The organism is Bacillus sp. BB51/4 (genome assembly GCF_008368845.1).
GTDB classification, from domain to species: Bacteria; Bacillota; Bacilli; order Bacillales; family Bacillaceae_G; genus Bacillus_A; species Bacillus_A wiedmannii.
Genome location: NZ_QOSC01000006.1, coordinates 65857 through 88865 on the forward strand (window position 1 = coordinate 65857; position 23009 = coordinate 88865).

Below are 23009 nucleotides of genomic sequence, written 5' to 3' on the forward strand. Positions count from 1 at the left end.
TTATGCCACCACCAATCAGTATTTTCCTCGGAAGTTAAATGTTACTTTTAAATTAATACTAGACCCACCAATCTGTACGGTATTATTACCTGGAAAAAGTTCTATTTTTTCCAAGTTACCTGTCATTTTAAATAAATAATTTTGACTGTTTTTTTTAACAGTATAATGCTGCGCATCGATTAATAAGGTTTCGTTTTTTAAATTACCAAAATTAAAAACCTCACTATTAATATTGAGAATTAGTTCTGTCACCGTCCCTGAAATTTCAATAATAGGCCGAACAACTAAAGAACCATTATTATCAACATTTAAAGTCTGAGATGAAACGACATTATATTGTGAAGGTTTATATCCAAATGGTATTTGTGTCGCAAAAGGTATACGTGTACCCCATTTAATTTTATCTGTACTTTTGACAATAGAATAACCACGTGGATCATATGCAACTAAAGGTAATACAAACTTTCCATCTTCAGGTAGCCTATCTGGCGTAATTTGTTGTGCTAATTCTACATAATAAAATTTTCCCGGGTCATAATCACGTACCATCTTAACCTTTCTTGGATTTCCATATTGATCAAAGAAAAAGCTCGTGAATTTTTCAAACTTACGCTGCATTTCTATATGAAACCTTTCCATAATCATCAATGGATACGCAAATTCTTTCTCCTTTATTTCCATTCCAAACGGAATAACACCCTCTCTTCCAGGGATACTATACGTTTTCCTTGAAAAAGAAGGTGTTAATGGGTCATCATAACCCGGTTCACAAATGAAACCAAAGTCTTCTAATCTATATTTATCGTCTAATGTAATCACAAAATCACCCCTTGACCACGAGCGCTAATTCTATTGTTCTGATTTAGCTGCTTACTCATACCAGGAGCAAGTCTTGTATTTACTTCATCCACATCTAAATAAACATGGACTACAACATCACCATTTGATTGTGACATGGTATCAGCGATACCTTTCCCTATTGCACCGAGTGTTTTCTCATTTAAAGGTAAAACACCCTCTGGTCCAGCTTCTCCTGCACCCTGATATTGTCCACCGTTCATTCCAAAGATAGTAGGACGAGTGAAAATACCACCTTTAGCACGCCATTCTACACCAATACCAGATGGATAAGAGATTTCTTTACCTGCAATTGTTTTAGAACTAGTCTGCAGACTGAAATGTGGAAGCTTAGGCATTTCAGGTTTAGGAATTTTCAACTTCAAATTATCAAAGAATCCTTTGATTTTATCAATAAATCCCTTCACCCCATCAACCGCTTCTTTTATTGGATCCATAATGAATCGTTTTGCCGCATCAAATTTTTCTTTAGCCGCATTTTTCACAGAATCAAATTTTTCTTTAGCTGAATTATATAAATCAGTAAATTTTTGCTTAGTTGAATTATAGGCTTCAGTTACTGGATCAATCACATATTTCTTCACTAAATTCCAAGCCGTAAGCGTATAGGATTTTATAGTTTCCCAGTTTGATAATATCCAATTAGCTAAATCCCCAAGTTTTTGCTTTGTCCAATTCCACAATTCTTGGACTGGTTGAATCACATATTGTTTTACCAAATTCCATGCTGCGAGTGTATAAGATTTCACCGTTTCCCACTGTGAATTTAACCAAGAAACTAGTTCTCCAAGTTGTTCCTTACACCAGTTATACGCTTCAGTCATCGGATCAATAATGTACTTACTTATGACAGACCACGCAATTTGTGTCCCCGCTTGGATAAGTAACCATCCTGCTTCTAAAACTGTAGAAATCAAAGAAATAATTGGATCTAAGACGGTAAGTATCGTATCCCACGTATCCTGCCAAGCTTGTACCAATGTTCCCCACAATTCAGATGCTGTTTCAACAAGTGACGACCACCAAGATGACGCTGTTTCGACAATTCCTGACCATAAATCACTAAAAAACTGACCTATCGGGTCAAAAAATTCATGCATCATTTCAATAAATGAAGACCAGGCTTCTGAGAAGTACTCAACTGTGGAAGACCACCCATCACTACACGCCTGAACTATTCCCGACCACAATTCACCAAACCAATCTTTAAATTGCGACCATTTTTCAGAAAGCCAATCGGTTATGGCACCCCAATTTTTTATAGCCCAAATAACGCCCGCTATTACAGCCGCTACTCCAGCGATAACAAGCATGACAATTCCAAGTGATGCACCTAATACACCAACCGATACTACAACTGCCGCAATAATGGGTGCTAAAGTACCTAATACAACTACTAATCCAGCAAAAACATAAACAAAATTTTGAATCGGATCAGGTAATTTAGTGAACCAATTAACTACCGATTTAATTCCCTCTACTACTGGTGGTAAAACATCTTTAGTTAATTCAGCAAGCTTCTTGCCAAGCGGTTCAAAGGCTGCTTGTGTTTCTCTTAATGCTTTTTGAAATTGTTGGCCAAGTGATTCTTCTTGAAGCTTTTTCATTTCCTCCATACGACCATTTACATCACCAAGACCACCGTTTACATCAGTAAGACCTAATACAGCTTTAGCCCCCATGTCTTCCCAACGGGTAGCAAACAAGCCAACTCCAATTTGATTCTGTTTTACCTTGTCATCCATGCTTCCTAAATCACCTATTACAGCTTTAAACACATCGGCGGCTGTTGCTTTACCATCATTAAATGATTTCCAAACTGCTTGCGTTTCCTCGGAAAGATCAGCAAACGCATTCGCTGTACCTTTTGATCCGTCTTGTACTTTCTTTCCGAATTCAGCAACTGTATCATTGATATAATCCAAATTATAAGCGCCGTCACGCGTTCCATTCGCAAGAATGGTGAACATCTCTTCAGCTGAGAACCCTGCTTGTTTGAAGAGGGGAACATATTCTGAAAGGTTGTCAAACAATTCATCCGAGTAATTAAGACCCTCTTGGGCTGCTGCTGCTAATAGATCAAATGTTTTCTCTGTAGATAATCCAAACTGACTCATTACTTGTCCTGCACCACGAGTTGCTTCATTTAAGTCCACATCATAGACTTTAGCTAATGTTAAAACATTTTCAGATGCACCTTGTAATTCTTCATGCGGAACATCACGCATGTTTTGAAAAACTTTTATAAGAGCTTGGTCAACTTCCTCAAGACTTTCACCAAACCCCTTTTTCCACACATCTTTTGAAATCTTACCGAGATTCTCTGCACCTTTTTGAGTTACTCCTAATGAAGATTGTATTTTCCTTTGAGACCTATCAAAATCTATCGCTATACCCACTGTAGCTTTACCAAGTTCAATTAACTGTTGAGACATTCCTTGAAGTATTTGAGTAGCTTCCATCATATTATGCAAATCTAATTTCTTACCAAGTTGCTCCATACCGTCTGCAGCTTGATCTCCACTTCGACCAACACTCTGCAATGAATTCTCAAATTGCTTCAATGTGGTTTTAGCTTGATTTAATTTTGTTTCAAGTTGCTGTACTTCAGTGGAATTTTCACCGTATACACGTTTAGCTGCGCTTAATTGTTGTTCTAAATTGTGGACGACTCTATCAGTCATTTCCATCTGCTGACGTAGTTGTTTCTGCGCTAATTCCAACTTATCAGCTTCACTAGCATTCGCTCCTAGTTCGGCATTTTGAAGCTTAAACGAGCTTGTCAGGCGCTTTTGTTCAGCTTCTAATCGTTTAGTATTAGCTTCAAGTTTCTCCATGTCTCCACGTGCTTCTCGCGCTTCAATGGCTTGCTCCGAAAGACCATCATTTAACCTTTTCATTGCATTATTAAGAGAAGTTTCAGCACGTTCTGCATCTAGCAATTTACCGTACATTTTATTAAGTTGTTCAGCGGTTGTATTAGTATCCTTAGACATTGCTTCATATTCAGCACGTAACATTGATGTACGTTTCTTAGCTGCTTCCATTTGAATTTCTAACTTTTTCTTTTCAGCTGCTAGTTTATCGGTCATAGTGGCATCTTGACCCATTGCTGCAATATGATTCTTGTATTCTTTTGCTGCGTTATTCATCACCATGTTAATTTGCTTCAATGTCTGAGCATACTGAACTTGTCCATCCATTTTAAAATTAAGAACAACGTTTCTTTCTTTATTCCCTGGCATATTTTCACCTCATTTCTTAATAAAATGGAGTCTGATCTAAATAAACCCTTTTTGGTTTTGCTGCTTTCTCTTCAAGTGCATCAGGATTGTTGTATCTAAGATGCATAATGTATTGCTTTAAAAAATGATTAGGAGTGATTTTCCAAAAGTCATCCATACTTAAACCGAGCAACGTATTACCGACATAAAAATAAAAATCCCAGTCCAACTCGGACTGAGATTCTTCATTTTCATTCAGTATGTTCTTTACTTTTTTTCTTTCTTCAACTTCTCCATATCTTCAATTTGGAAGTTTTGACCGTTAAAGATTTCGAATACTACTTGGAAAATACCAGGTACATCATAAAGTGGAATAGCATTTTTAATTTCATTTGGTGTACACTCTGTTCCACCACTTCGCACCATTGCATAAATTAACGAGCGCATCAGTTTTGCTTCTTGTTCCCCTAAGCTGAATTCTCCTTTTGCCAACATTTCATTCATTTCTTTTTCGAACTCATGATATGGTTTACCATAGGATTCTTCCACATAAGGGAATGATTCAAATGTAAAAATAACAGGAATCTCAACTCCCTGTATTTTAATTTTATTTAAATTTATATCAACGTTAACTAAATCACTTAAACGTGCCATATTATCACTCCTATTCTCCTGTGCCTGTTCCTAGCAACGATAATTGAGATTTATCACAAATAACTTGCTTCATGAAATCCTCAACAGTAATACCTGTTGCTGAAGAACGAGCTTCCGAAAAGTCTACTTCTGTTACATCATTGAATAACAAAGGAGTAGCTTCCATAGCTAACGCTTGATCTTGAATTTCTGCTTCTTCCGTTGTGGTAGTAAATTTCTCTTCACCTGGTGTAACCTGTACACGAGGATACCAACGGCCAATACGTGAGCCGTCACTTAAAGGAGCTACAAAGCCAACTGCAAACATTGGAAACTCTTTTAACGTTGCTTTATTGAATACAACACCTTTTTCAGCAAGATAACCGTAAATTGCATCTTTAACGATTTGTGGTAAGGCTACGTGACTTAAAGATAATGTGTACTTTGAGTTTTTGCTTGCATTAACAAATAATTTATTAGATGCCCATTTCTGAGTTATTGTACTATTACCAGCAATACCAATCTCAACGATATTATCCATTTGGTAGATTTCTTCTTCGTAAGTAGGGATTGCCAATTTTGTATCTTTTCCTCCTACCATCATTGCAATATACAATGACTCAATACCTACTGGATACAATAGTTCTTTTTCTTTTGTCCCTGCCATTTCTATCATCCTCACATTCTATCTATTATTTTTTGAGCTAAGATTTCTGCTATCTTGTCACCTTCTGCATCAAAGGTATTCTGTACAAAGTGTTTTCCTTTCACACGACCTTTGCCATTTGCTTTTTTATGGCCATTTTCGTATAGATACCAATACCAAGCGTCATCTTCGAATTCCACAGATACAAGGTCATTTTTTACAACGACTTTCAGACTTTCTCTTAAATGAGTTTTCTTGTTCTTATTAGATAATTTAATTTTTGGTTTTAATTTGCTAATAAAATAATTAGCCGCTTCTTCCAAAAACTGCTTTTCTACTTGTTTATTAACCCTAAGTAATGTATTGATATCCTCCAAAGCATCAGCAAAACCATTATTATTAGATGCCATTATTGAATGCACCTCACATATGTTATAAACTGCGTTATGGTATCATCATTCTCGTCATAACCCATTCCATCAAACTGAGAATAAGAAACGCCTGCATCGTTAAAAACATCCTTTAATGGCTCGTAATCTTTTTCAGTACCATTTGTGATAACTGCAATCTGATAAAGTGGCATATCGTTTAAGACTCTATTAGAAGCTCTCTTATGCTGCTCATTCACAAATTCATACACAATATAAGGGTAATCTGAACCTGTAGGAGCACTATCACGAGAAACTGGAATACCAGATTGCTTCATAAGGGTTCGCAACTGTTCAAAGCTAATTTGCATAAGACAGTGACACCTCCATCGATCGGTCTTCTTCTTTTACGTAAATGCGCTCAATATCATAAATACGACCACCTACTTTTACACGGTAATCCTTTTGATTATTTTCAATATCCCTATCAATACGAACCTCAATTTTCTTTACAATTTCATTCGTATCTTTTGTCGTGAATTTATCAGTGGCCGTAACTCCAATGTTGTTATAACGAATCTTGCGTTCTAATGGATACCCCATCACAACACGGTCTGTGTCTGGATCAATGGTTTCTCCTAATTTAAGTAGTTCTCCCATCCATCTGAGTTTATTTGTCTGTCTCTTCATCGACAAAAACCTCCTGAACAAAGAACGGTGTTAAAGCATCAAGTGCTTGTTCTAATTCTTTTTCAGCGACCCTGTAATCATAGAAAATACCGGCGACCATAATAATTAAATACTCGGTCTGTTTGCCTGTCGCATTCTTTACATAAGTCTTTGCTTGAATGATATAAAAAGAGAGCATGGTTTCGTCCATACCCTCTTCCCAATGAATATGAGATTTTAATTTCTCAATTAATTCGTCCATATTAAGCTCCAGTAGAAGCTTTTAAAACATACTTATAAACTGGAACTTCAAATGGCGAATGAATTAGTTGTGCATCTAGTAAGTTCCAAATACGGAAACCTACACGATTTGTACGTGAGAATAACTCAACTAATTTCTGTACTTCTAATGATCCAATGACATCTTGAATATAGAATTTAGAGAAGTCACCAAAGTAGAAGACTGGTGTATCTGGTTCACCTGCAATATCAATTGCATCTTCTTCCTCAACAGGGAAGCCTAATAACGTATAACCAATTCCACCTTCCGCTTGATTAAATGGACGAAGTAATGGGAAACCATCATCGGTTTTCATTGTTTCAATTTTTGTTAGTGCTGCTGTATTTAACACCCATCGTGCTTTCTTACGCACTTCTTTAACAGGTGTATTTTTCATTATTACTAATGAATTGTATAGATCCTTTTCTTCCGTTTTAAATTCAACAGCTTTCTTTGCTAACGCACCATCATTGATGTTATTAGCTTCATCACCATTAACCATGTATTGAGTTTCTTTACGAACATAAGCTTTTTTCAACTCGTCCATAACGATTTGTTCAATTGGTAAACCTGTACGTGCTAATAACTTTTTCGTTACTGTAGCAAGCGCATCAAACTCTGTTGGAGATAGTTCAATTTCATCAAATTCAATATCTGTTTCCGGAATTTCATTATTTGTTCGTTCATTTTTATGACCTTGTGCTTCTGCCTTTTTAACTAAAACAGGATACTTAATATTTTCTTTTGTTTTTACTCCTGTTCCTAATCGGCGTAAGAAGTTTTCTTCTTGTGCATACGTAATAATTTCTTTACTTAAGAAATCTGGAATCGTAACAGAACCATTACCAGTAACTAACCCTAATGAACGGGCTTCTCGCTCATCAATATTACCAACAATATAATTAGCGAAAGCTGAACGAGTTTCTGTTTCTTTGTTTTTAGTAGATTTATGACCTTTAGTAGAAAGACCTGTTCCAATAGCTACCATGATTTCAGAACGTTGCTCTTCTGACAGGTCAGTTTTTGCATCCGGATTTTCTTTTGCTGCTGGATCTTCTTTTTTCTCTGGGTCCTCACCCTTCTTTTTGTCTGGATCTTCTTCTTTTTCTTCCTCTTCTAATTTCGCAATTGCATCAGCAAGAGTTTTTGCTTCTTCTGTCAATGCTTCTACCTCAGCCTTAACTGCTGCTAATTCTTCTGAACGAACTTCACCTTTTTCAACTTTACCTTGTAATTCTGCTAATCGAGCTTTATTTCGTGCTTGAGATGCTTTTAAGATTTCTTTTAATTTCATGTTAATTGTCCTCCAGAACTTTTTTTATTTGTTTAATAATGTTGTTTCTTTCTTCTGTATCATCTTCCACAACTGTTTTTACAGCTGCCTCTGTACTTCTCATTTCAATCATGGTTGCATTTTCGCCCCTGGTTTCAATAGAAGTAGCAACATAAGCTGGTGTCATATCCAAAATAGAAACTTCTAAAAGTTCCAGTTCTTCAATAGATCGTTTTTGAACACCAGATTCGCCATCTTCCCATGAATCTTTTTCGGAAACAAAACCAAATGACCAACCACGCAATTCTTTATTTTTTGCCTTCTCAATTACTTGTTCATCTGTAACTGTAGCAATGGCTCTTAAACCAATATTGTCTTCATACAATTCCAAATTGCCATTTTCAATAGAACCAAGCTTTCTATTTTTGTTGTGATTAAAAAGCAAGTCCACATTCTTTGCTTTATTCAATGCTTTCTCAAACGCTTTTGGAACAATTCTTTCCTTGAAATACCCCCTCGGAGAAGGCAACATTCGACTTTCTCTGTCCACAACATTTACATATCCATCAAGTATGACTTGATTCCCTCGAACCTCAATTTTCATTCTCTTCACCTCCTCCCAATGAACCGCCGGCCGCTTCTTTCTTACCGATTTCAGTCAAGTCATTTGAAATGTATATAGCTTGTGATTCCTTTGTACCTTGTATAGGGAATCCCAACATATCAGCGACATTATCAGGTGAAGTAATGGCTGTACGCACAAGGTTGTAGCCAATATTCGTTTTGTTACTATAAGTAACAAAATCAAGAATATTAATCTTAAATTTGATACGTTTCCCTGAATTTTGGCCATAAAAAAGAAGACTCAAATGGTCTTCAAAATTCTTCATTATTGGTCTAACTGCTTTGTTGTGGATATACATCATCGCTTTTTCAATATCTTCTTTGATTAACTCTGTGTATGTGTCCACATTTATGCCTAAATATTTACCTAAATCTTTTTTATATACATTTAGGTATGCCAGGGTCTTTTCATCGTCTAGCGGGCTTTTAAGCGTATCAATTGAGTACCCTTTTCCAAGAGGAATCATTTTTACAGACCTAGATTCATCAATTGATTCTAATTGATCTAAAATTGCATTGATTAACTTTGATTGTGCACCATTCTGTGGATTGATATGAGCATCCAAATTTAACAGGAATGCTAATAGTCCACCCTTCTTATATTTGTCAGTTAAAGTTTTCTCCGCTGACATAACGCCCTCGAGTGTATCTCTTCCCAAATCAAGAAGACCTTTTCCTCTTAAATGATCTGCGCCAATATTTTTCACATGACGAATCATAAATGGAGGAATTTCGTGACCACCAATATTAAAATGTTCTACTAAATTATCATCTAACTCAGTAAAAACATTTGAAGCTAAATGTATTTGAGCACCATTTAATATTGGGAATGTTTCACCCTCGAGTAAATAGGTATTAGTCATTAATTTAATGAACTCAGATTGTGTTAGATAATTGTTAGGATTTCTTAAGACTTGAAGTGCAATATCATCTTTGATTTCATTCCCCAATTCATCTTCTACAACAATGTCAGCCAATACCATTTGATTACTGATGTCTTGCAACAACTCGTAAACATCACTAGATTGTAAGATGTTCGAATCCGTTACATATACGCCACCATAACGAATACTTTTTCCTAAAACATCATCAAGGTAGCCACGCTTTTCAGCCTGTTTAAATAAATAATTTGAAAACCTATCCCTTAAACCCAATTTCTCACCGCCTTTCAAGACAAAATTATTAAACTTACACTCTCTTTTCTGATAAAATCAAATAGAAGGAGGTGGATATTATGGCTAATAATGTTAACTTAAATACATTCCCAAGTAATAAAATTCAAGCATTAACAATGCTCTACTTACAGAATCAAGACTTAACTGGTAAATCACCAAGTGAAATTGTGGATTTATACATAACTACTTCAAAAGAAGTTAGTGAGTCTTTTCGTAATGGTGACGGACCAAGAGCATCAATTAGATCCTTTTAATAATTACAGTAAGTGATAAAACAGTTTAGTCTTAGTTTCCGGGCTAAGCTGTTTTATTTTGTTTCACTACTTATCGATAAATATCACCAATCAATTCATCCATACCTTCTTCAGATATGCTATCCATAACCATCATTGTTTCTTTATGAGCACATAAAAAAGCAACAAATCCATCAATCTTCTTTTTGGACTGTCGCTTACTCGGGGCTTTCATGCCGTTAATATTTGTTACTACTACAACATTAAGAGCACAATAAACAAACAAAGGATTATCGGTCATTATACGTTTTTCATAAATGAGTATTTCAGAATCATCCATCATTGCATTCATAACGTTAGGGAACTGACTTACAGAAATGCATTCAATACCAAGATTCTCAAGTTTTTCAATTAACTTTTGAGACATGGCTGGATCGTAGTTTATTTGTTGTACATCATACAGATTTAAACATTCCACAATATAATCCATAACCTGGTCCTGATTTATCATCTTTCCATCACAAAAAGTAACAAAGCCACGCTCAGCCATATCAGTATACGGAACGTTATCTTCTTTTTCGCGATGTTCAATATCTTCAGTTGGTACGAAATACATTTGTTTAACCTTTAAAATTGACTTTCCATCTTCGGTATAACCAGCATTAGGGAAATTCAAGCTTACACATGTTAAATCGGTTGTTTTCGATAAATCTAAACCGATATAGCACGTTTCACCTGTTAAATCGCCCAGGTCTTCCACAAGAACATGCTCAACTTGTCCTTGTTCAAAGAAGTTTTCAGCTCCATTTACGAATACATTCAAATGTTTAGAAAGAAATTCGGCTTTTTTATGCGCTGAACGTGATGCTGAGATGAATTCTGTTTCAAGAGCACTCATCGTAACAGACACACCGATATTTGGATTAACCATTGCCCAAACATTACGGTCTGTCCAGTCATAATTCTTGTTAGGTTCGTATATCATGACGAAACTTGAGTCATTATCATCACGTTTCAATACTTCTTTCGCTTCACGATATACTCGCATACCAACCGATGAAGAACCTTTACCAGCCGTTGATATATTAAACATAATCGGCTCAGCACGAGAAACCTGTGCTGATTTAAAGTTATCGTACTGATCCATATTTTCTTGAGCATGAAGCTCATCATTTAAAATAAAGTGTGGATTGGAACCCTCAATGGATTGAATGTTTTTACTCATTACAATGAATTGGTTCTGATAAGCTAAATCATCACGAATGTAGTCATAAGTCACACTGGAAATAGTGCCTTTTGGCCCTTTATAAATGTGTGAGCAATCCATTAATACATCATGGTTCATAATTGTTGCTGCAAATGGCTTTGCTGCATATTGAGCCTGGTTAAAATCACTCGCACAACAATAACAATCGGCACTAAGTACTCCTTCACCGTACATCGCATAACCAAGAGCACCAACACCGATTAAAGTTTTACCATTCTTCTTAGGAACCTGAATGTAAGCTTCACGAGTAACTCGGACAATTTGTCCTTTTTCATTCTTATGAACCCATCCATATATCCAGGAATAAGCAAACTTCTCCCAATCTTCCAGGATAAAAGGTTGTCCAGCCAAATCACCTTTAGTGTGACGGACAAATGTTTCAACCCAATCCATCATTTCATTTGCACGGTCCACATCGAACCAAATATCTTTACGCTTTTTCCATTTATAATAACGATCTACCATTGCCTTGATAGTATCAGGATATTTTTTAGGATTCTTTCTTACTTGTTTTGCATAAATATCTGCATAATTAACGCCACGTTTAATCACATAAACACCACCTCCAAGGCATAATAAAAAAGCCACACAAATGTGTGACCTAAACTGTCTAAAGATGTCTTCTTAGAACTTCTTCAGTAGCATTTGTCATAACTTCTTCAATGGATCTTTTGTTTGCCTTTTGTTTTGCAAATACGATATCTCGGCGTGCTTCGTCATTTAAAGTTATTACCTCTTGATACTCTTTTTGCTCTGTATGATATTTTATTGTAACCTTAACTCTACCACTATGTTCTTCACCAAAGGCGTTTGAGGAAACGACTGTAGATATCGATTGTCCTGGTGCTATAAAAGTATCCCTGGTATTCTCGAAAAATCCTTTTCCTGTCCTTGAATCGACATAACTAGGATCAAAAATAATAGAATCAATAGTAGCCCCACTTTTACCGAAATTTTTTATAATTAAATATTCATGGATGTTAGATAAAACTTGTATATAATCCCTGTAAACAACTACATATGGTCTATTTGCTTCTTCAATAGAATTTTTAGTTACTTTTAAGGAAAGTACAGAAATAATAATTGCCACTATCGAAATAACAATACCTACTATTGGAGAAATTACTTGTACTAAATTTGAAATATTAATGTTATCCATCTATGTATCTCCTATTCATTTTTACATAAATTATAACATTAATTAGTCATTTTTCTCCATTTCGCACGATGTTTATCCAACTCACTAACCTTTGCTGTAGGTTTTTCCACCTCTTCATTTTTTCCAACGGTAGAACCACCAGTGACATATTTACCCGGTTTTGCTTTATTAGTAAGCCCCAATAAATCCAATGCTTTTGTTTTCTTATCTGCCCAAGTTTCTACTTGCTGCGCCAATGGATGCTTTGAATTATTTGTGGCTCCTGCTTTATTGGTGTGACGTTGAGTAGGCGGAAATCCTTTTTCTTTCCATTCGATAAACATCGTCATGTAAACTTCGAAAATATCTAAATATGATTCAATTAACGGATCTAAAGTAAGGGTGTAAATATCTGCATCACGCATGATTTTTAATATCCGATTTTTCTCAGCTTCTGTTTTATCGGCAACTATTTTTTGACGTTCTTTTTTCGTAGACATTTCACACCCCCCTTTATTTTTTAAAAATGTTGTCTAACGATAGAAATGCCCCCTACGCTACCTATCCTCCCCAGAGAGGTAATTTTAATTTTTGATAGGGGGGCTTCCAAAATAACTCGGAAAAACTTTTTTCGGTTTATCTTCATTTTCTTCGATTGTATGACAAACTGGACAAAGTAATCTTAGGTTATTCTCTTCTAATTTAAGTGTTTCATCTTCTTTGATTGGTATGATGTGATGAACATGAGCACGCCTACCAAAGACGAACCCTCCACACCGTTGACAGCAGCCATTCTCTCTTTCGTATACCTTTGACCTAACATACTTCCATGCATCAGTTCGATAGAATGGTTTGTTCTCATGATGATAGATATTCTTCTTATCTTTCTTCTTCCTTGGTTTATTACGCTTATGTTCTTCACAGTAACGTCCCTTGCTCATCTTGTTATGGCAGCCATTGAAGTAACAGTATTTCATGATAATAATTCAATGATGTCTTCTTTCCTTTTAACATCAGTTGGAATCTCAATACCTAACTCATTAGCATGCTCACGTAACTCTTTCACTGTCATGTTACTTAGCACTGGTACTTCACTAACCAATGTCATATCTTTACCGCTCGCTAAGTCCACACCCATGATCATACTCTCAGGATTAACCGTTACTTCGAATCCTGGCTCTTCACCAGTTGGAACAAATAGAGTCTTCTTCTTTTCATTATCCCAATACTCTGTACCAGATATTGTTTTTCTTATTTCAGTAATCATTTACTTAACACCACCTATGTAATTTTTACATAATAAAAGAGCAACCGTGCACCAGTTGCCCTTTCGTCAATTTCTTATGTTATTACTATAAATCATTTTTTCAACAGGTAACATAGAGTCAATTTACTGTTAGTAAAGTGTAAGTTCTTTAGCAAACTTTATTCGTCTCATAATCTCAGCATGTTTTTGATATATGTGACTTGCACTATACTTTTCACTTTCAGCAACCTCTTCTAATGTCATTCCATCGATATACTTCTTTTTAAGTATCCGATTTTCTAAACCTCTGAACTTACTGATTAACCTTTTCAGTTTATGCATATCGTTCATCTTATGTGCTAATTCATATTCAATTGCTTCAATACGTTCTTCTACCTTGGCACCTTCTGACTCAGCAGTTAAACGTACATCTCGCAAATCACCACTGATCCAGCGTTTTAATTCAGCTTTTGTTTTATCTAAGTTGTAATCTAAGTACTCAATATCTTCTTCTAATTTCTGATAGTCTTTCAGCCAGTCAAACAAATGATGATTCACCTACCTTTTTTAGAGTAAAATGCGTTACGTTCTGTTACATCTGTTACGCGCTAAAACCCTTGTGTATCAAGAGTTCATGACACTTCAAGCATCAAAACGTAACGCATTTACCCCTAAATTTCTTTTATATATTTATCTTTTTATTTTTTCACTATATATTTTAAAAGAAAGTGATTTTATCTGTTACATCTGTTACAACACCCTTAAACCCTTGATATGACTAGGTTTTTAACGTAACAGATATCTGTTACACGTAACGCATTTATCCGTTACAAGGTGTGTTTTTTACCATATATTAGTGAAAGTAGTGTGTTTTTAGTGACCAAAAACGGTCAAAAACATAGGGTATTTGACCGAAAAAAGTCACGAGCTTAAAAATTATTCACTAACAAAGATTCTTTTATTTTTTCCATCTACTCTTTGTACATGTGATTTGTAACCAAATAATTGAGTAACTTGTTTGCTAAAGTTGATATTGCTCACGGATTGAAAACCATTTTCCGCACAATATACTTTATACTGCAGATAAACATCACCAACTACCGCACGTTCCAATTCAACATCCTCATTATTTACAAAACTAATAATCGGATTGTTTTCTTCCTGATATTTAATCAATTCAGCTTCAACCGCTTTTGATTTCGTGAACTTCTTCTCAACAAGTAATCGTTTCAAGCTTTTTAATGCCAGGTTCAACACATACTGCATCGATTCATCACTAAGCAGCTTATCAGTAATAAAAGGATCGTAATCATCATCATTCGGTGTAAACTTTGCCTTAAACGGCACAATTTGAAGTCTTCGACCTAATCCATCACTAAAATCATTAATGCGCGGCATTTCATTTGCACTAAAGATTAACTTTGCATAATTCGTAAAGTCGAATGGATCCTTACCCTTTCTTTCTACGTTTAATGTTTCACCAGTAGAAAGCTTCTTAAATATAGATGATTCTTTGATATAACCTTTACCAATATCATCACCAATGTTTGCTAACTTCCCAAATAACTCGGCTGTTTTAAAGCGCTGATCCAACTCATTTAAATCTAATGATGATGCATTATCTGAACCTATTAACTTACGAATGATTTTTAAATATGATGATTTACCATTACTACCATCACCAGTGAGAATGAATGTAGCTGCAAACTCATTCCTCCGGAACAAAATGTATCCAAGGATTTCTTCTAAAATGGCCCGAATCTTTTTATCATTCACGGCAATTTTATTGAATGTTTTATCAGTTACTTCACAATAAGCACCAGGAATATAAGCAACCGGTATTTTATTACGTGTAATAATCTCCGGTGTAAAATCTTCTAATTGCCACGTTTCTAAATTAAATACACCGTTTTTAACAACTACATATTTGGTAGAGGCGAAATTTTTATGTTTTGCCTTTAGCTGTAGGTAAGCAATTGTTTCTTGACGTTGCATTCTCTTTAATGCTGGAATGTGACGAATCATTGCTTCTTCAATGTCTTCTTGCTTGTCCGAATATACACCATCTTTATAAATATGAAGAACATTAGTGACTTTGCAAATATGATGTTCATTAATCAGGAAATCACCGAACTTTTCATGTTGGAAGGAACCCTTTATATAAAAGGACTCCTTCATAAATGCTTCATCACGTAAGATTACATTTAGTTCACCTTGTGTCACCGGTTCTTCTAAAATGTAGTTATTTATAATAGAAATGGTTTCTTTAATATCATTTTTAGCCATTCCTTGTGACTGCAGCTTTAAGATGTAAGTAAATAATTTATCATTACGTCCATCACCTTCGCCCATTTTGGTAAGGTTCGGATTCTTCTTATTATATGGATATAACCAACTTGGCAATGAATCATGTTCTGTGCATTTTCGTAACCATCTACGAGTTTTACCATCAATCTTGAGTGGATCAGCTGTGTTCTTAATACCTAACTTGTAATCACAAAGTATACTGATATTGGAGAACCATTTTATTTTATTGGCCGTTATGTCATAGCCTTTGAAATAAAAATGCATGCCATTTGTCGTTTCTAATACGGAACAATTAATGTTCTTATCTTCGATAATGTCCAATAATGTTTCAGCTTCTCCTATATCATCGACATCAACCATAATGTATTCATCGTCCAGAATACCCACAAATGAATCTTCTTTTCTTGCTGTATGATAGGATAATAGTTTTGTTCCATCTTTAAACTTACTAGCAGCATGTTTCCCATTACCTTTTAAATAACCCTTATACATGTTCATCACCTACTTTCATGGTAAAATTAAGTAAAAAATTGGAGGTACTTTTCGATGTCTAAATATTTATTTCAAAATGCATTAAAACATCCTACTTTCGTATGCCCGCATTGTTTCGACATTGCTTCACACCGTTGGGAATATGTATATGGCCCATATTGGCGTCAAGGACAGAGTAATCAAATAGATCCTGAATATACAGGTGTCGAATATACTTTCGGACCAGAAAAACCTACTAATCCCTTTGAAAAAGGTTGGTTACAAGGAATTATCCAAGCAACTTGTAGCAAGTGTGACTCTACTACATATTGGTTAAAATCTATGGAATGTGACGAGTTGCAAGTATATCCGATGAATTGTGCAAATTATCCTCAACCACATAAAGATATGCCTGAACATATTAGGAAAACCTTTAAAGAAGCTGGTTCAGTAATGCATCTATCACTGGGTTCCTCTGCTGCTTTATCAAGACTCACACTAGAAAAACTACTTGTACATCTTGAATATAAGAATGGTTCTTTAAACGATAAAATAGGTCAAGTTATAAAGGATGGTGAAATTAGTAAAAGAACAGAAAAGGCACTAGATGTAATTAGAGTTTATGGTAACTCTGGCGCTCATTCTGGAATAATAAATTTAGAAGAACAACCTTGGGTACCATCTACCTTGTTAAAACTCATTAATTTAGTTGTAGACGACCTAATTACTGCTCCAAAAGAAATTGATGATATGTATGATGCAATGCCCAAGGGTGTAAAAAATGGTATAAAGAACCGAGATGCTGTTAAACAGTAATAATTATTATTTCCCCAAAAAGTCATCAATTCTTTTATTAGCCAATGTCCAGTACCACCAATAATCTAATTTGGATGGGATTTCCTTCCCGTCCAAATCATCATTCATAATAAAACATCGTTCAGGCACATATGCTATTTTCTCAGCAACACCGTCTTTTACTTTACATAACTGTTTGTCGTTCTCATCCACACTAGCAAACACTCGAAATACCTTTTCGTTCATTCGTCTGGTACCGTATCGGGCGTGACTATATTTACTACTAATCTTTACAATCTTTTGGAACTTCACTAACTCTGTACAATTAAATATTGTTTTCTCCGGATCAATGTCCTTTACGAAATAATTTACGACGGCTTCATTTACAATTGGTAAATCATAATCAAGTGGATTCAACTTCTTTACATACGCACCCTTTGATTTATAGTTACCGTCAGCATCTACTAAGATGTAATTATTAACGTCCTTTTGAATTACTTTTACAAATTCATCAAACTCTAATCCCATTCGTGTACGTTGTTCCCACTCATAACAAATATCATCGATTAAATCGTAATCCTCATAATTACGTAATTTAACCAGGACACCATCAGTGTTTGATTGGATAACCTCACAATATGGTTCAAGCTTTTCAATTAGATCCAGGAGCAATGTCATTCCAGCAATACAAACATTATTGGCCATAAGTGGGTCATAAAGTCCATTGTATTTATCTTTCATTGCTCCATATGTACCATTAATTACAATCTTTAATGGTGCCTGACGTTTATCTTTAGCAGCTTTGTATTTTAGTCTTGTATCACGGATTTCACGAAACTTAGCAGGGTCTTTAATGTTCCTTGATAAATAACCGTATTCAATCATGAGTGCCGGATAATAACTTTCAACATCGATATTAAGAAAGTGACCTTCACCATAATAATTGTTTCTTGCACCGTGCAAACCACCCCAAGCAAACAAGTGCGGTACGCCAGCAACGTTTAATTCAAGTACTTTGTTGTAATCTTTATTTTCTTTATAGAAGTCCAGGACCTCTGTGTATTTATTAATTTGTAATGTATCTGGAAACGTAAAATTAAATTCATCGTCTCTTGGAACTGCAGGTTGTTTTGCATCCAGGATAAATGCACTTAATTGAGCTTTCGTTTTCGAAATGTTTCTTAATGGAAGATTAAACATTTTTAATAGCTCAACTTGTGATTCAAATTCTGTAATTGTCTCCATGAAAATGTGCATTGTTTCATGTACATCATGACGACAATATTTAATAACTTCTTCAATCTCTTCTTCTGTTAATTCCCGTCTTATATTGAATGACACTGACGTTTCACGAATATCATGCCCCTGGAATCCTTCTAATTGTTTCAAAGAGCGAAACTTATTCGTCATAACATCAAAGTTATAAAGTTGTATTTTCCAAAAGTCCTTATAAAACTTCCACCCTGGTTTATGATCAAGAATAATCCATTCATTAATTGCTTGCGGTGTAAAACCACATATAATTGCTTTTAAAATGAATTGGTCATAGTGTCGTGAATTGTAACCAATCCATATGTCATTTTTATGCTCATGATAGTAATCAATTAAAGCTCGTTCATTATTAACAAATACTTTTTCCGACTGATTGTCGGTATCTGCAATAACAACTAACCAATCATTTGGGAACACTTCAAAGTCATAGAAAAGCATGATTCTACTCCTAACCAGTAACCTTACTATTATTAATCTAGCTCCATTGTTTGATAGCTCAAAATAAATTGTTATAATACTATCAAAAGAACTATTTGGAAAAAGAGGATATTAAATGAAAACCAATAAAAAATTAATAGAATCCATTGTTAAAAGCTCACTTAGAAGTCTCACAATACTACCCACAACTAATCTACTAGACATAATCGATGATTTAAAAAAATCTGAGACATCAATTGATATTAAAATTCAAAAAGTTAATGATTCATTAAAAGAAACTTCACAAATCATAAAAGAATTAGAAACTGAACTCATTGACCGAACTCAAAATCTCGAAACTCTACAGCTTGAATATGAAAGATATTCTAAACTTGCCGACGTAGAGCAAGAAAAAGCTTCAGCGATATTAGCCCAAGTAGATCATTCTGTTAATAAAGGAAAACGTTCAGAAAGATGGGCTGGGTTCTGGATTAGTACCATCTCTGGTTTATTTATTTTTGTATTGGGACTGATATTAAGCCCTATTTTAACTCCATGGATTACTAATCTTTTGGGTATCTCACAAAAATAATAGGGAGCTCATTGGCTCCCCTTATTCATTTATTCAACTTCAAACACTTCTAAAATCTTGAATTGGTCAAAGCCATTTTTATCTGTTTCTTTACTTAGCAAGTATTCAAATTGACCATCGATGTCTTCATGAATATCAAGCACTAAATCCGCATACTCTCCAAAGCTAAGAAACTTAACATCATCTTTATCACAATCCCATAACGCACGTAACATTTCGTTATTTTGGTGAACCTGGAATCCAAATGCCTTATCATTTTGCGGCTGCATCACCTTGTTATAGAAGAGACGTTGTCCTTCATAATCACCTTCCACAATTTTGAACCAAATCGTAAGCATTGGATCGCCTTTTTTAGACTCAGTAAGCTCTAATTTTTCAACAGCTACTTCATATTGACCATCTGGAAGCGGCTCGAAATCACCGCCACCATTTTCTTCTACTTCTTTTACATCTGCAGCTAACGCTTCTAAATCTATCTTTTTATCAAATTTACCCCAATTGAATTTTTTCTCTGTCATTATTATTCGTCTCCTTCGTTTTCATTTAGTTGATTCATTGCCAATTGCCCAGGGACAACCTCCGTCGTCCCATCCGGATTAACGTTATACTCAACACCTTCATGCTGATTAGTTAATTCTTCTACTTCTTCTCTAGCTGCAGCACTTTCCATAATTTCACGCGGTGTATCATAGCTAAACGCTAAATCAACCAAGAAATAAGTACCGTATTTATTGTGTTTTTCACTGATTTGGAATGATTTTAAATACACATCATCTTTCGCTTCCTCAACGATTTCTTCTGCTTCTTCACGAGTATCTGCATAATGTTTTTCTTTTGAATTCAGTTCTTTTACTGCCATGATTATTCCCCTCTCTTTCTTCTAGTTCTACGTTTAGGTGCTTCCTCTTCAGCTGTTGCATTACCATCGGCTTCACCTGGCGGTGTATCGTCTTCCACTGGCTTACGTTGGCGACGTTGACGTTTTGGTGTTTCTTCCTCTGCAGGTTCTTCATTTTCTTCTTTAGCTTTACGAGAACGACGTTCACGCTTCGGCTTTTCTTCTGGTTCATCATCTGCAGACTCTTCTTCATTTTCAGCAAGCCATTTTTCATAATCCTTTTTAGTACGTTCATCAAAAATGTCATCCTCTAAGAAATCTAATGACTCACCCTTTTTAACTACAACAAAATCTTCAGATCCTTCATGTTGGAAGTACATAGTTTTCTTGGCCACATTTTCTTCATTTTGCTGCTTTTCTTTTTGCTTACGCTCACGTTTTGGCTTTTCAGTTTTACCTGCAGTATCTCCTTGTGCTGCAGTTAACTCTTCAATGAACGCTTCCATATCTAATGGGATTGTATCCACTTGGAAGTCATAACGACCGCCACCAAATACATTTTGTTTCTTAGCAAGCTGTAAGAATCGTTTATCATCTGCATCAACATAAGCACGTAATGTTAAATCAACTGTTCCAGAAAGGAAGTTTGCTACTTTATCATTGATATTTGGTTTGAATGTTGTACGCTTTGCTCCACCTTTAAGCGTGTACTCTTCAACTTTTTCTTTACTGATATAAATGATTTGGTATCCTAATGCTTTTAAACGTTTCATAGCATTGTTAAATTCAGTTGTTACCATTGACCAACCTTTACCGTATGATCCATCTGATTCGTGTTCCCAACTATTCTTCTCAAATACATACACACGGCAATGTTCATAAAGGTCTTCGACCAAATCAATTGACACAGCTTCAAAATCATTATCTGCAGCTTCTAATTCAGCAACTACATCCAAGAATAAATCCCAGGCTAATTTACGACTTGTGACACGACCTTTTTTCGTTACTTCATCTTTAATTGAAATAACAGGTGCCGTTGTGTTATCTGTATTACCATCCGTATTTAAGAACAATACGTTTTCAACTTTATCTACGAATGTACTTTTACCAGTGTAGCTATCAGCATAGATCCATAGATCCGGTTTTGTATCAATCTTTCTTTCACGACGTTCATTTTTAGGTAAAATCATTTCAATCTCTCCTTTAGCATTTTCAATTGCTTCTAAATAATTTGGTCTGAATCTTGGATTACAAGCGAAACAGTTTTTACTTGTATTACGTTTGAAAAAGTCTTTTGTTTTTTCAATTTCATCGATGTTATTCAGGAAATAAATTGTCTTCATATCATCGAACTCAATTGGTACAAAAGTAAGATTGGAGTCTTCAACTGTTTGAACCAATCGTTTTCTAAACGTGTGTAAATCTTCATCTTGCTTTTTCTTAATACTTGTTTTAGGAACAAACAAGTATGCTAGTTTTTCAACATTGAATCCATCTTGCTTTAAATAATCCCTATAGATATGCAGCTGAGCACTATCCATATAGTTCTTGATGTGATTGGAATACTTAAAATCAATTACCATACAGGTACCATCAGGAGCTTGTACAATTAAATCAACAAATCCAATGTAGTTAGGTTTATCGATTTTATATTCATGGACCAACTCGCAATCCGCGAAATTTTTCTCAAGAAACTCATGTACTTTTGGAATCAAAATTTCAAGTTTCATAGATTCTTCTACAATCGCATCGTTCATTACTGGAAATGAATTATAGTATTCGTTTAATGCTGTTTCTACATCATTTTCAATTCCTGTATGTAACGCATGGCCAATGATTAAAGCATTATCAGCCCTTGTTAAATCAGGAATCTCTGTGAGTTTGTCAATATATCGTAATCCAAAATGATATGGACAATCATTGAATAGTGATACTCGTGAGTAAGAGTACTGGGTCATTCCATCACTTCCTTAACGGCACTTAATACCGTCTCGTTTGATTTCTCAACTTGTTCAACATAGGACTGTAAGTCTTCGACTTTGCTCTTATCGATTAATAGCTCACTGTTAATAATGTATTTCAAAGCACTGTGAATGCTCTTTGCATACCCTTTAAATCTCCATTTCGATACGGATTCAATGTTTGATTTACTTAATGGCTTTTCGAGCCTTTCTACTACAACATTTAAACTGTCATATTCTTTTACACGAACATTACCAATTTCAATTAAGACTTTCTTTTCCTTTGGTTTATCCATCAGAACCACCTTTCTTTCCAGGACTCAAAGTCCTTCGGTCTTAAAATGTAAGCTTCACCGCCTGAATCATTTATCTTGCGAATGTTATAGAGTTGTAATTTACTTGGAACCCCAACATCAGTTTTCAACTCGATTCCATGAAACACACCATTTATACAAGCTAAAATATCTGGAATACCTTCTTTCGTGTACTGAGATCCAGCCCAATACTTTACGTGCCAAACATCTTGCTCTTTTAAGAATTTAATGACTTGTTTTTGAAATGCTGATTCTCTCATTTAACATCGCCCCAATCTAATTTTGACCCGCAACCTGGACAAAATTTAAAATCATCTTGGAGATATGTTTCGCATTCATCGCAAAATGGTTCACTTTCATCACCAGCAGAATGATAACTTTGATATGCAGGTGTCCATTGCACCTTTA

Annotated in this window: 28 protein-coding genes; 3 read left to right on the forward strand and 25 right to left on the reverse strand. The window is 35.1% G+C overall.

The genetic code is table 11. The features are described from left to right. Positions 1-15: 15 nt before the first annotated feature. From DN392_RS06345 to DN392_RS06400, 11 genes are all read right to left on the reverse strand, one after another. The gene (locus tag DN392_RS06345; RefSeq protein WP_149237928.1) at positions 16-819 is read right to left on the reverse strand and encodes a phage tail domain-containing protein; all 804 of its coding nucleotides are present in this window, start codon (positions 817-819) and stop codon (positions 16-18) included. Beyond that, positions 816-4103: a phage tail tape measure protein gene (locus DN392_RS06350; protein WP_149237929.1), complete on the reverse strand. Its 3288-nt coding sequence runs from the start codon at positions 4101-4103 to the stop codon at positions 816-818. Before DN392_RS06350 ends, DN392_RS06345 begins: the two co-directional genes overlap by 4 nt. 246 nt (positions 4104-4349) lie before the next feature. Continuing rightward, positions 4350-4736 (reverse strand): hypothetical protein, encoded by a 387-nt coding sequence (locus tag DN392_RS06360; protein WP_149237931.1) that lies wholly within the window; start codon positions 4734-4736, stop codon positions 4350-4352. Between the two features lie 10 nt (positions 4737-4746). After that, positions 4747-5382, reverse strand: a complete 636-nt coding sequence (locus DN392_RS06365) for a major tail protein (protein ID WP_149237932.1) — start codon at positions 5380-5382, stop codon at positions 4747-4749. 11 nt (positions 5383-5393) lie between these two features. Next, a complete protein-coding gene (locus DN392_RS06370; RefSeq protein WP_149237933.1) occupies positions 5394-5771 on the reverse strand; it encodes an HK97-gp10 family putative phage morphogenesis protein in 378 nt (125 codons plus the stop codon). Beyond that, positions 5771-6100, reverse strand: a complete 330-nt coding sequence (locus tag DN392_RS06375; RefSeq protein ID WP_149237934.1) for a hypothetical protein — start codon at positions 6098-6100, stop codon at positions 5771-5773. Before DN392_RS06375 ends, DN392_RS06370 begins: the two co-directional genes overlap by 1 nt. Next, on the reverse strand, positions 6090-6419 hold the full coding sequence (locus DN392_RS06380) for a hypothetical protein (protein WP_149237935.1): 330 nt from the start codon (positions 6417-6419) through the stop codon (positions 6090-6092). Before DN392_RS06380 ends, DN392_RS06375 begins: the two co-directional genes overlap by 11 nt. Beyond that, the gene (locus tag DN392_RS06385; protein WP_149237936.1) at positions 6400-6660 is read right to left on the reverse strand and encodes a head-tail connector protein; all 261 of its coding nucleotides are present in this window, start codon (positions 6658-6660) and stop codon (positions 6400-6402) included. Before DN392_RS06385 ends, DN392_RS06380 begins: the two co-directional genes overlap by 20 nt. Position 6661: 1 nt before the next feature. Continuing rightward, on the reverse strand, positions 6662-7972 hold the full coding sequence (locus tag DN392_RS06390; RefSeq protein ID WP_149237937.1) for a phage major capsid protein: 1311 nt from the start codon (positions 7970-7972) through the stop codon (positions 6662-6664). A gap of 1 nt (position 7973) precedes the next feature. Continuing rightward, positions 7974-8555, reverse strand: coding sequence for an HK97 family phage prohead protease (locus DN392_RS06395; protein ID WP_149237938.1), 582 nt, complete (start codon positions 8553-8555; stop codon positions 7974-7976). Beyond that, complete coding sequence (locus tag DN392_RS06400; protein ID WP_149237939.1) at positions 8545-9729, reverse strand: phage portal protein; 1185 nt, start codon at positions 9727-9729, stop codon at positions 8545-8547. Before DN392_RS06400 ends, DN392_RS06395 begins: the two co-directional genes overlap by 11 nt. An 80-nt stretch (positions 9730-9809) precedes the next feature. Here DN392_RS06400 and DN392_RS06405 point away from each other — a divergent pair, with 80 nt between their 5' ends. Beyond that, entirely contained in the window at positions 9810-10004 is a 195-nt protein-coding gene (locus DN392_RS06405) for a hypothetical protein (protein WP_149237940.1), read from the forward strand. A gap of 70 nt (positions 10005-10074) precedes the next feature. Here DN392_RS06405 and DN392_RS06410 read toward each other — a convergent pair whose 3' ends face one another. The 7 genes from DN392_RS06410 to DN392_RS06440 all read right to left on the reverse strand — a co-directional run bounded on the left by DN392_RS06410 (position 10075) and on the right by DN392_RS06440 (position 16433). After that, positions 10075-11802 carry a terminase large subunit gene (locus DN392_RS06410; RefSeq protein ID WP_149237941.1) on the reverse strand — a complete coding sequence of 576 codons (1728 nt, stop codon included), beginning with the start codon at positions 11800-11802 and terminating at the stop codon, positions 10075-10077. Positions 11803-11860: 58 nt separating this feature from the next. Next, positions 11861-12409: a hypothetical protein gene (locus tag DN392_RS06415; protein ID WP_149237942.1), complete on the reverse strand. Its 549-nt coding sequence runs from the start codon at positions 12407-12409 to the stop codon at positions 11861-11863. 38 nt (positions 12410-12447) lie between these two features. Further along, the gene (locus tag DN392_RS06420; protein ID WP_086390981.1) at positions 12448-12888 is read right to left on the reverse strand and encodes a P27 family phage terminase small subunit; all 441 of its coding nucleotides are present in this window, start codon (positions 12886-12888) and stop codon (positions 12448-12450) included. 84 nt (positions 12889-12972) lie between these two features. After that, positions 12973-13365, reverse strand: coding sequence for an HNH endonuclease (locus tag DN392_RS06425; RefSeq protein WP_149237943.1), 393 nt, complete (start codon positions 13363-13365; stop codon positions 12973-12975). Next, positions 13362-13655 carry a Rho termination factor N-terminal domain-containing protein gene (locus tag DN392_RS06430; RefSeq protein ID WP_149237944.1) on the reverse strand — a complete coding sequence of 98 codons (294 nt, stop codon included), beginning with the start codon at positions 13653-13655 and terminating at the stop codon, positions 13362-13364. The genes DN392_RS06425 and DN392_RS06430 overlap by 4 nt, the downstream gene beginning before the upstream one ends. 129 nt (positions 13656-13784) lie before the next feature. Then, positions 13785-14180, reverse strand: coding sequence for a hypothetical protein (locus DN392_RS06435; protein WP_149237945.1), 396 nt, complete (start codon positions 14178-14180; stop codon positions 13785-13787). A gap of 390 nt (positions 14181-14570) precedes the next feature. Next, the gene (locus DN392_RS06440; protein WP_149237946.1) at positions 14571-16433 is read right to left on the reverse strand and encodes a DNA primase family protein; all 1863 of its coding nucleotides are present in this window, start codon (positions 16431-16433) and stop codon (positions 14571-14573) included. A 54-nt stretch (positions 16434-16487) separates the two neighbouring features. On the opposite strand from DN392_RS06440, the gene DN392_RS06445 reads away from it, so the two are divergent. Continuing rightward, complete coding sequence (locus tag DN392_RS06445; RefSeq protein WP_149237947.1) at positions 16488-17228, forward strand: DUF4145 domain-containing protein; 741 nt, start codon at positions 16488-16490, stop codon at positions 17226-17228. Between the two features lie 6 nt (positions 17229-17234). Here DN392_RS06445 and DN392_RS06450 read toward each other — a convergent pair whose 3' ends face one another. Beyond that, positions 17235-18917, reverse strand: coding sequence for a hypothetical protein (locus DN392_RS06450; protein ID WP_149237948.1), 1683 nt, complete (start codon positions 18915-18917; stop codon positions 17235-17237). Between the two features lie 115 nt (positions 18918-19032). Here DN392_RS06450 and DN392_RS06455 point away from each other — a divergent pair, with 115 nt between their 5' ends. Then, complete coding sequence (locus DN392_RS06455; protein ID WP_149237949.1) at positions 19033-19488, forward strand: hypothetical protein; 456 nt, start codon at positions 19033-19035, stop codon at positions 19486-19488. Positions 19489-19517: 29 nt separating this feature from the next. On the opposite strand, the gene DN392_RS06460 is transcribed toward DN392_RS06455, so the two are convergent. The 6 genes from DN392_RS06460 to DN392_RS06485 are packed head-to-tail and all read right to left on the reverse strand — an operon-like array spanning position 19518 to position 23004. Beyond that, a complete protein-coding gene (locus DN392_RS06460; RefSeq protein WP_149237950.1) occupies positions 19518-20006 on the reverse strand; it encodes a DUF669 domain-containing protein in 489 nt (162 codons plus the stop codon). Between the two features lie 2 nt (positions 20007-20008). Continuing rightward, positions 20009-20347 (reverse strand): organic solvent tolerance protein OstA, encoded by a 339-nt coding sequence (locus DN392_RS06465; protein WP_149237951.1) that lies wholly within the window; start codon positions 20345-20347, stop codon positions 20009-20011. Positions 20348-20349: 2 nt separating this feature from the next. Further along, positions 20350-22284 (reverse strand): AAA family ATPase, encoded by a 1935-nt coding sequence (locus tag DN392_RS06470; RefSeq protein WP_149237952.1) that lies wholly within the window; start codon positions 22282-22284, stop codon positions 20350-20352. Then, the gene (locus tag DN392_RS06475; RefSeq protein ID WP_149237953.1) at positions 22281-22583 is read right to left on the reverse strand and encodes a hypothetical protein; all 303 of its coding nucleotides are present in this window, start codon (positions 22581-22583) and stop codon (positions 22281-22283) included. Before DN392_RS06475 ends, DN392_RS06470 begins: the two co-directional genes overlap by 4 nt. Beyond that, complete coding sequence (locus DN392_RS06480) at positions 22583-22861, reverse strand: PDDEXK family nuclease (RefSeq protein ID WP_097980069.1); 279 nt, start codon at positions 22859-22861, stop codon at positions 22583-22585. Before DN392_RS06480 ends, DN392_RS06475 begins: the two co-directional genes overlap by 1 nt. After that, a complete protein-coding gene (locus tag DN392_RS06485; protein ID WP_168403635.1) occupies positions 22858-23004 on the reverse strand; it encodes a zinc-ribbon domain-containing protein in 147 nt (48 codons plus the stop codon). Before DN392_RS06485 ends, DN392_RS06480 begins: the two co-directional genes overlap by 4 nt. Positions 23005-23009 lie beyond the last annotated feature (5 nt).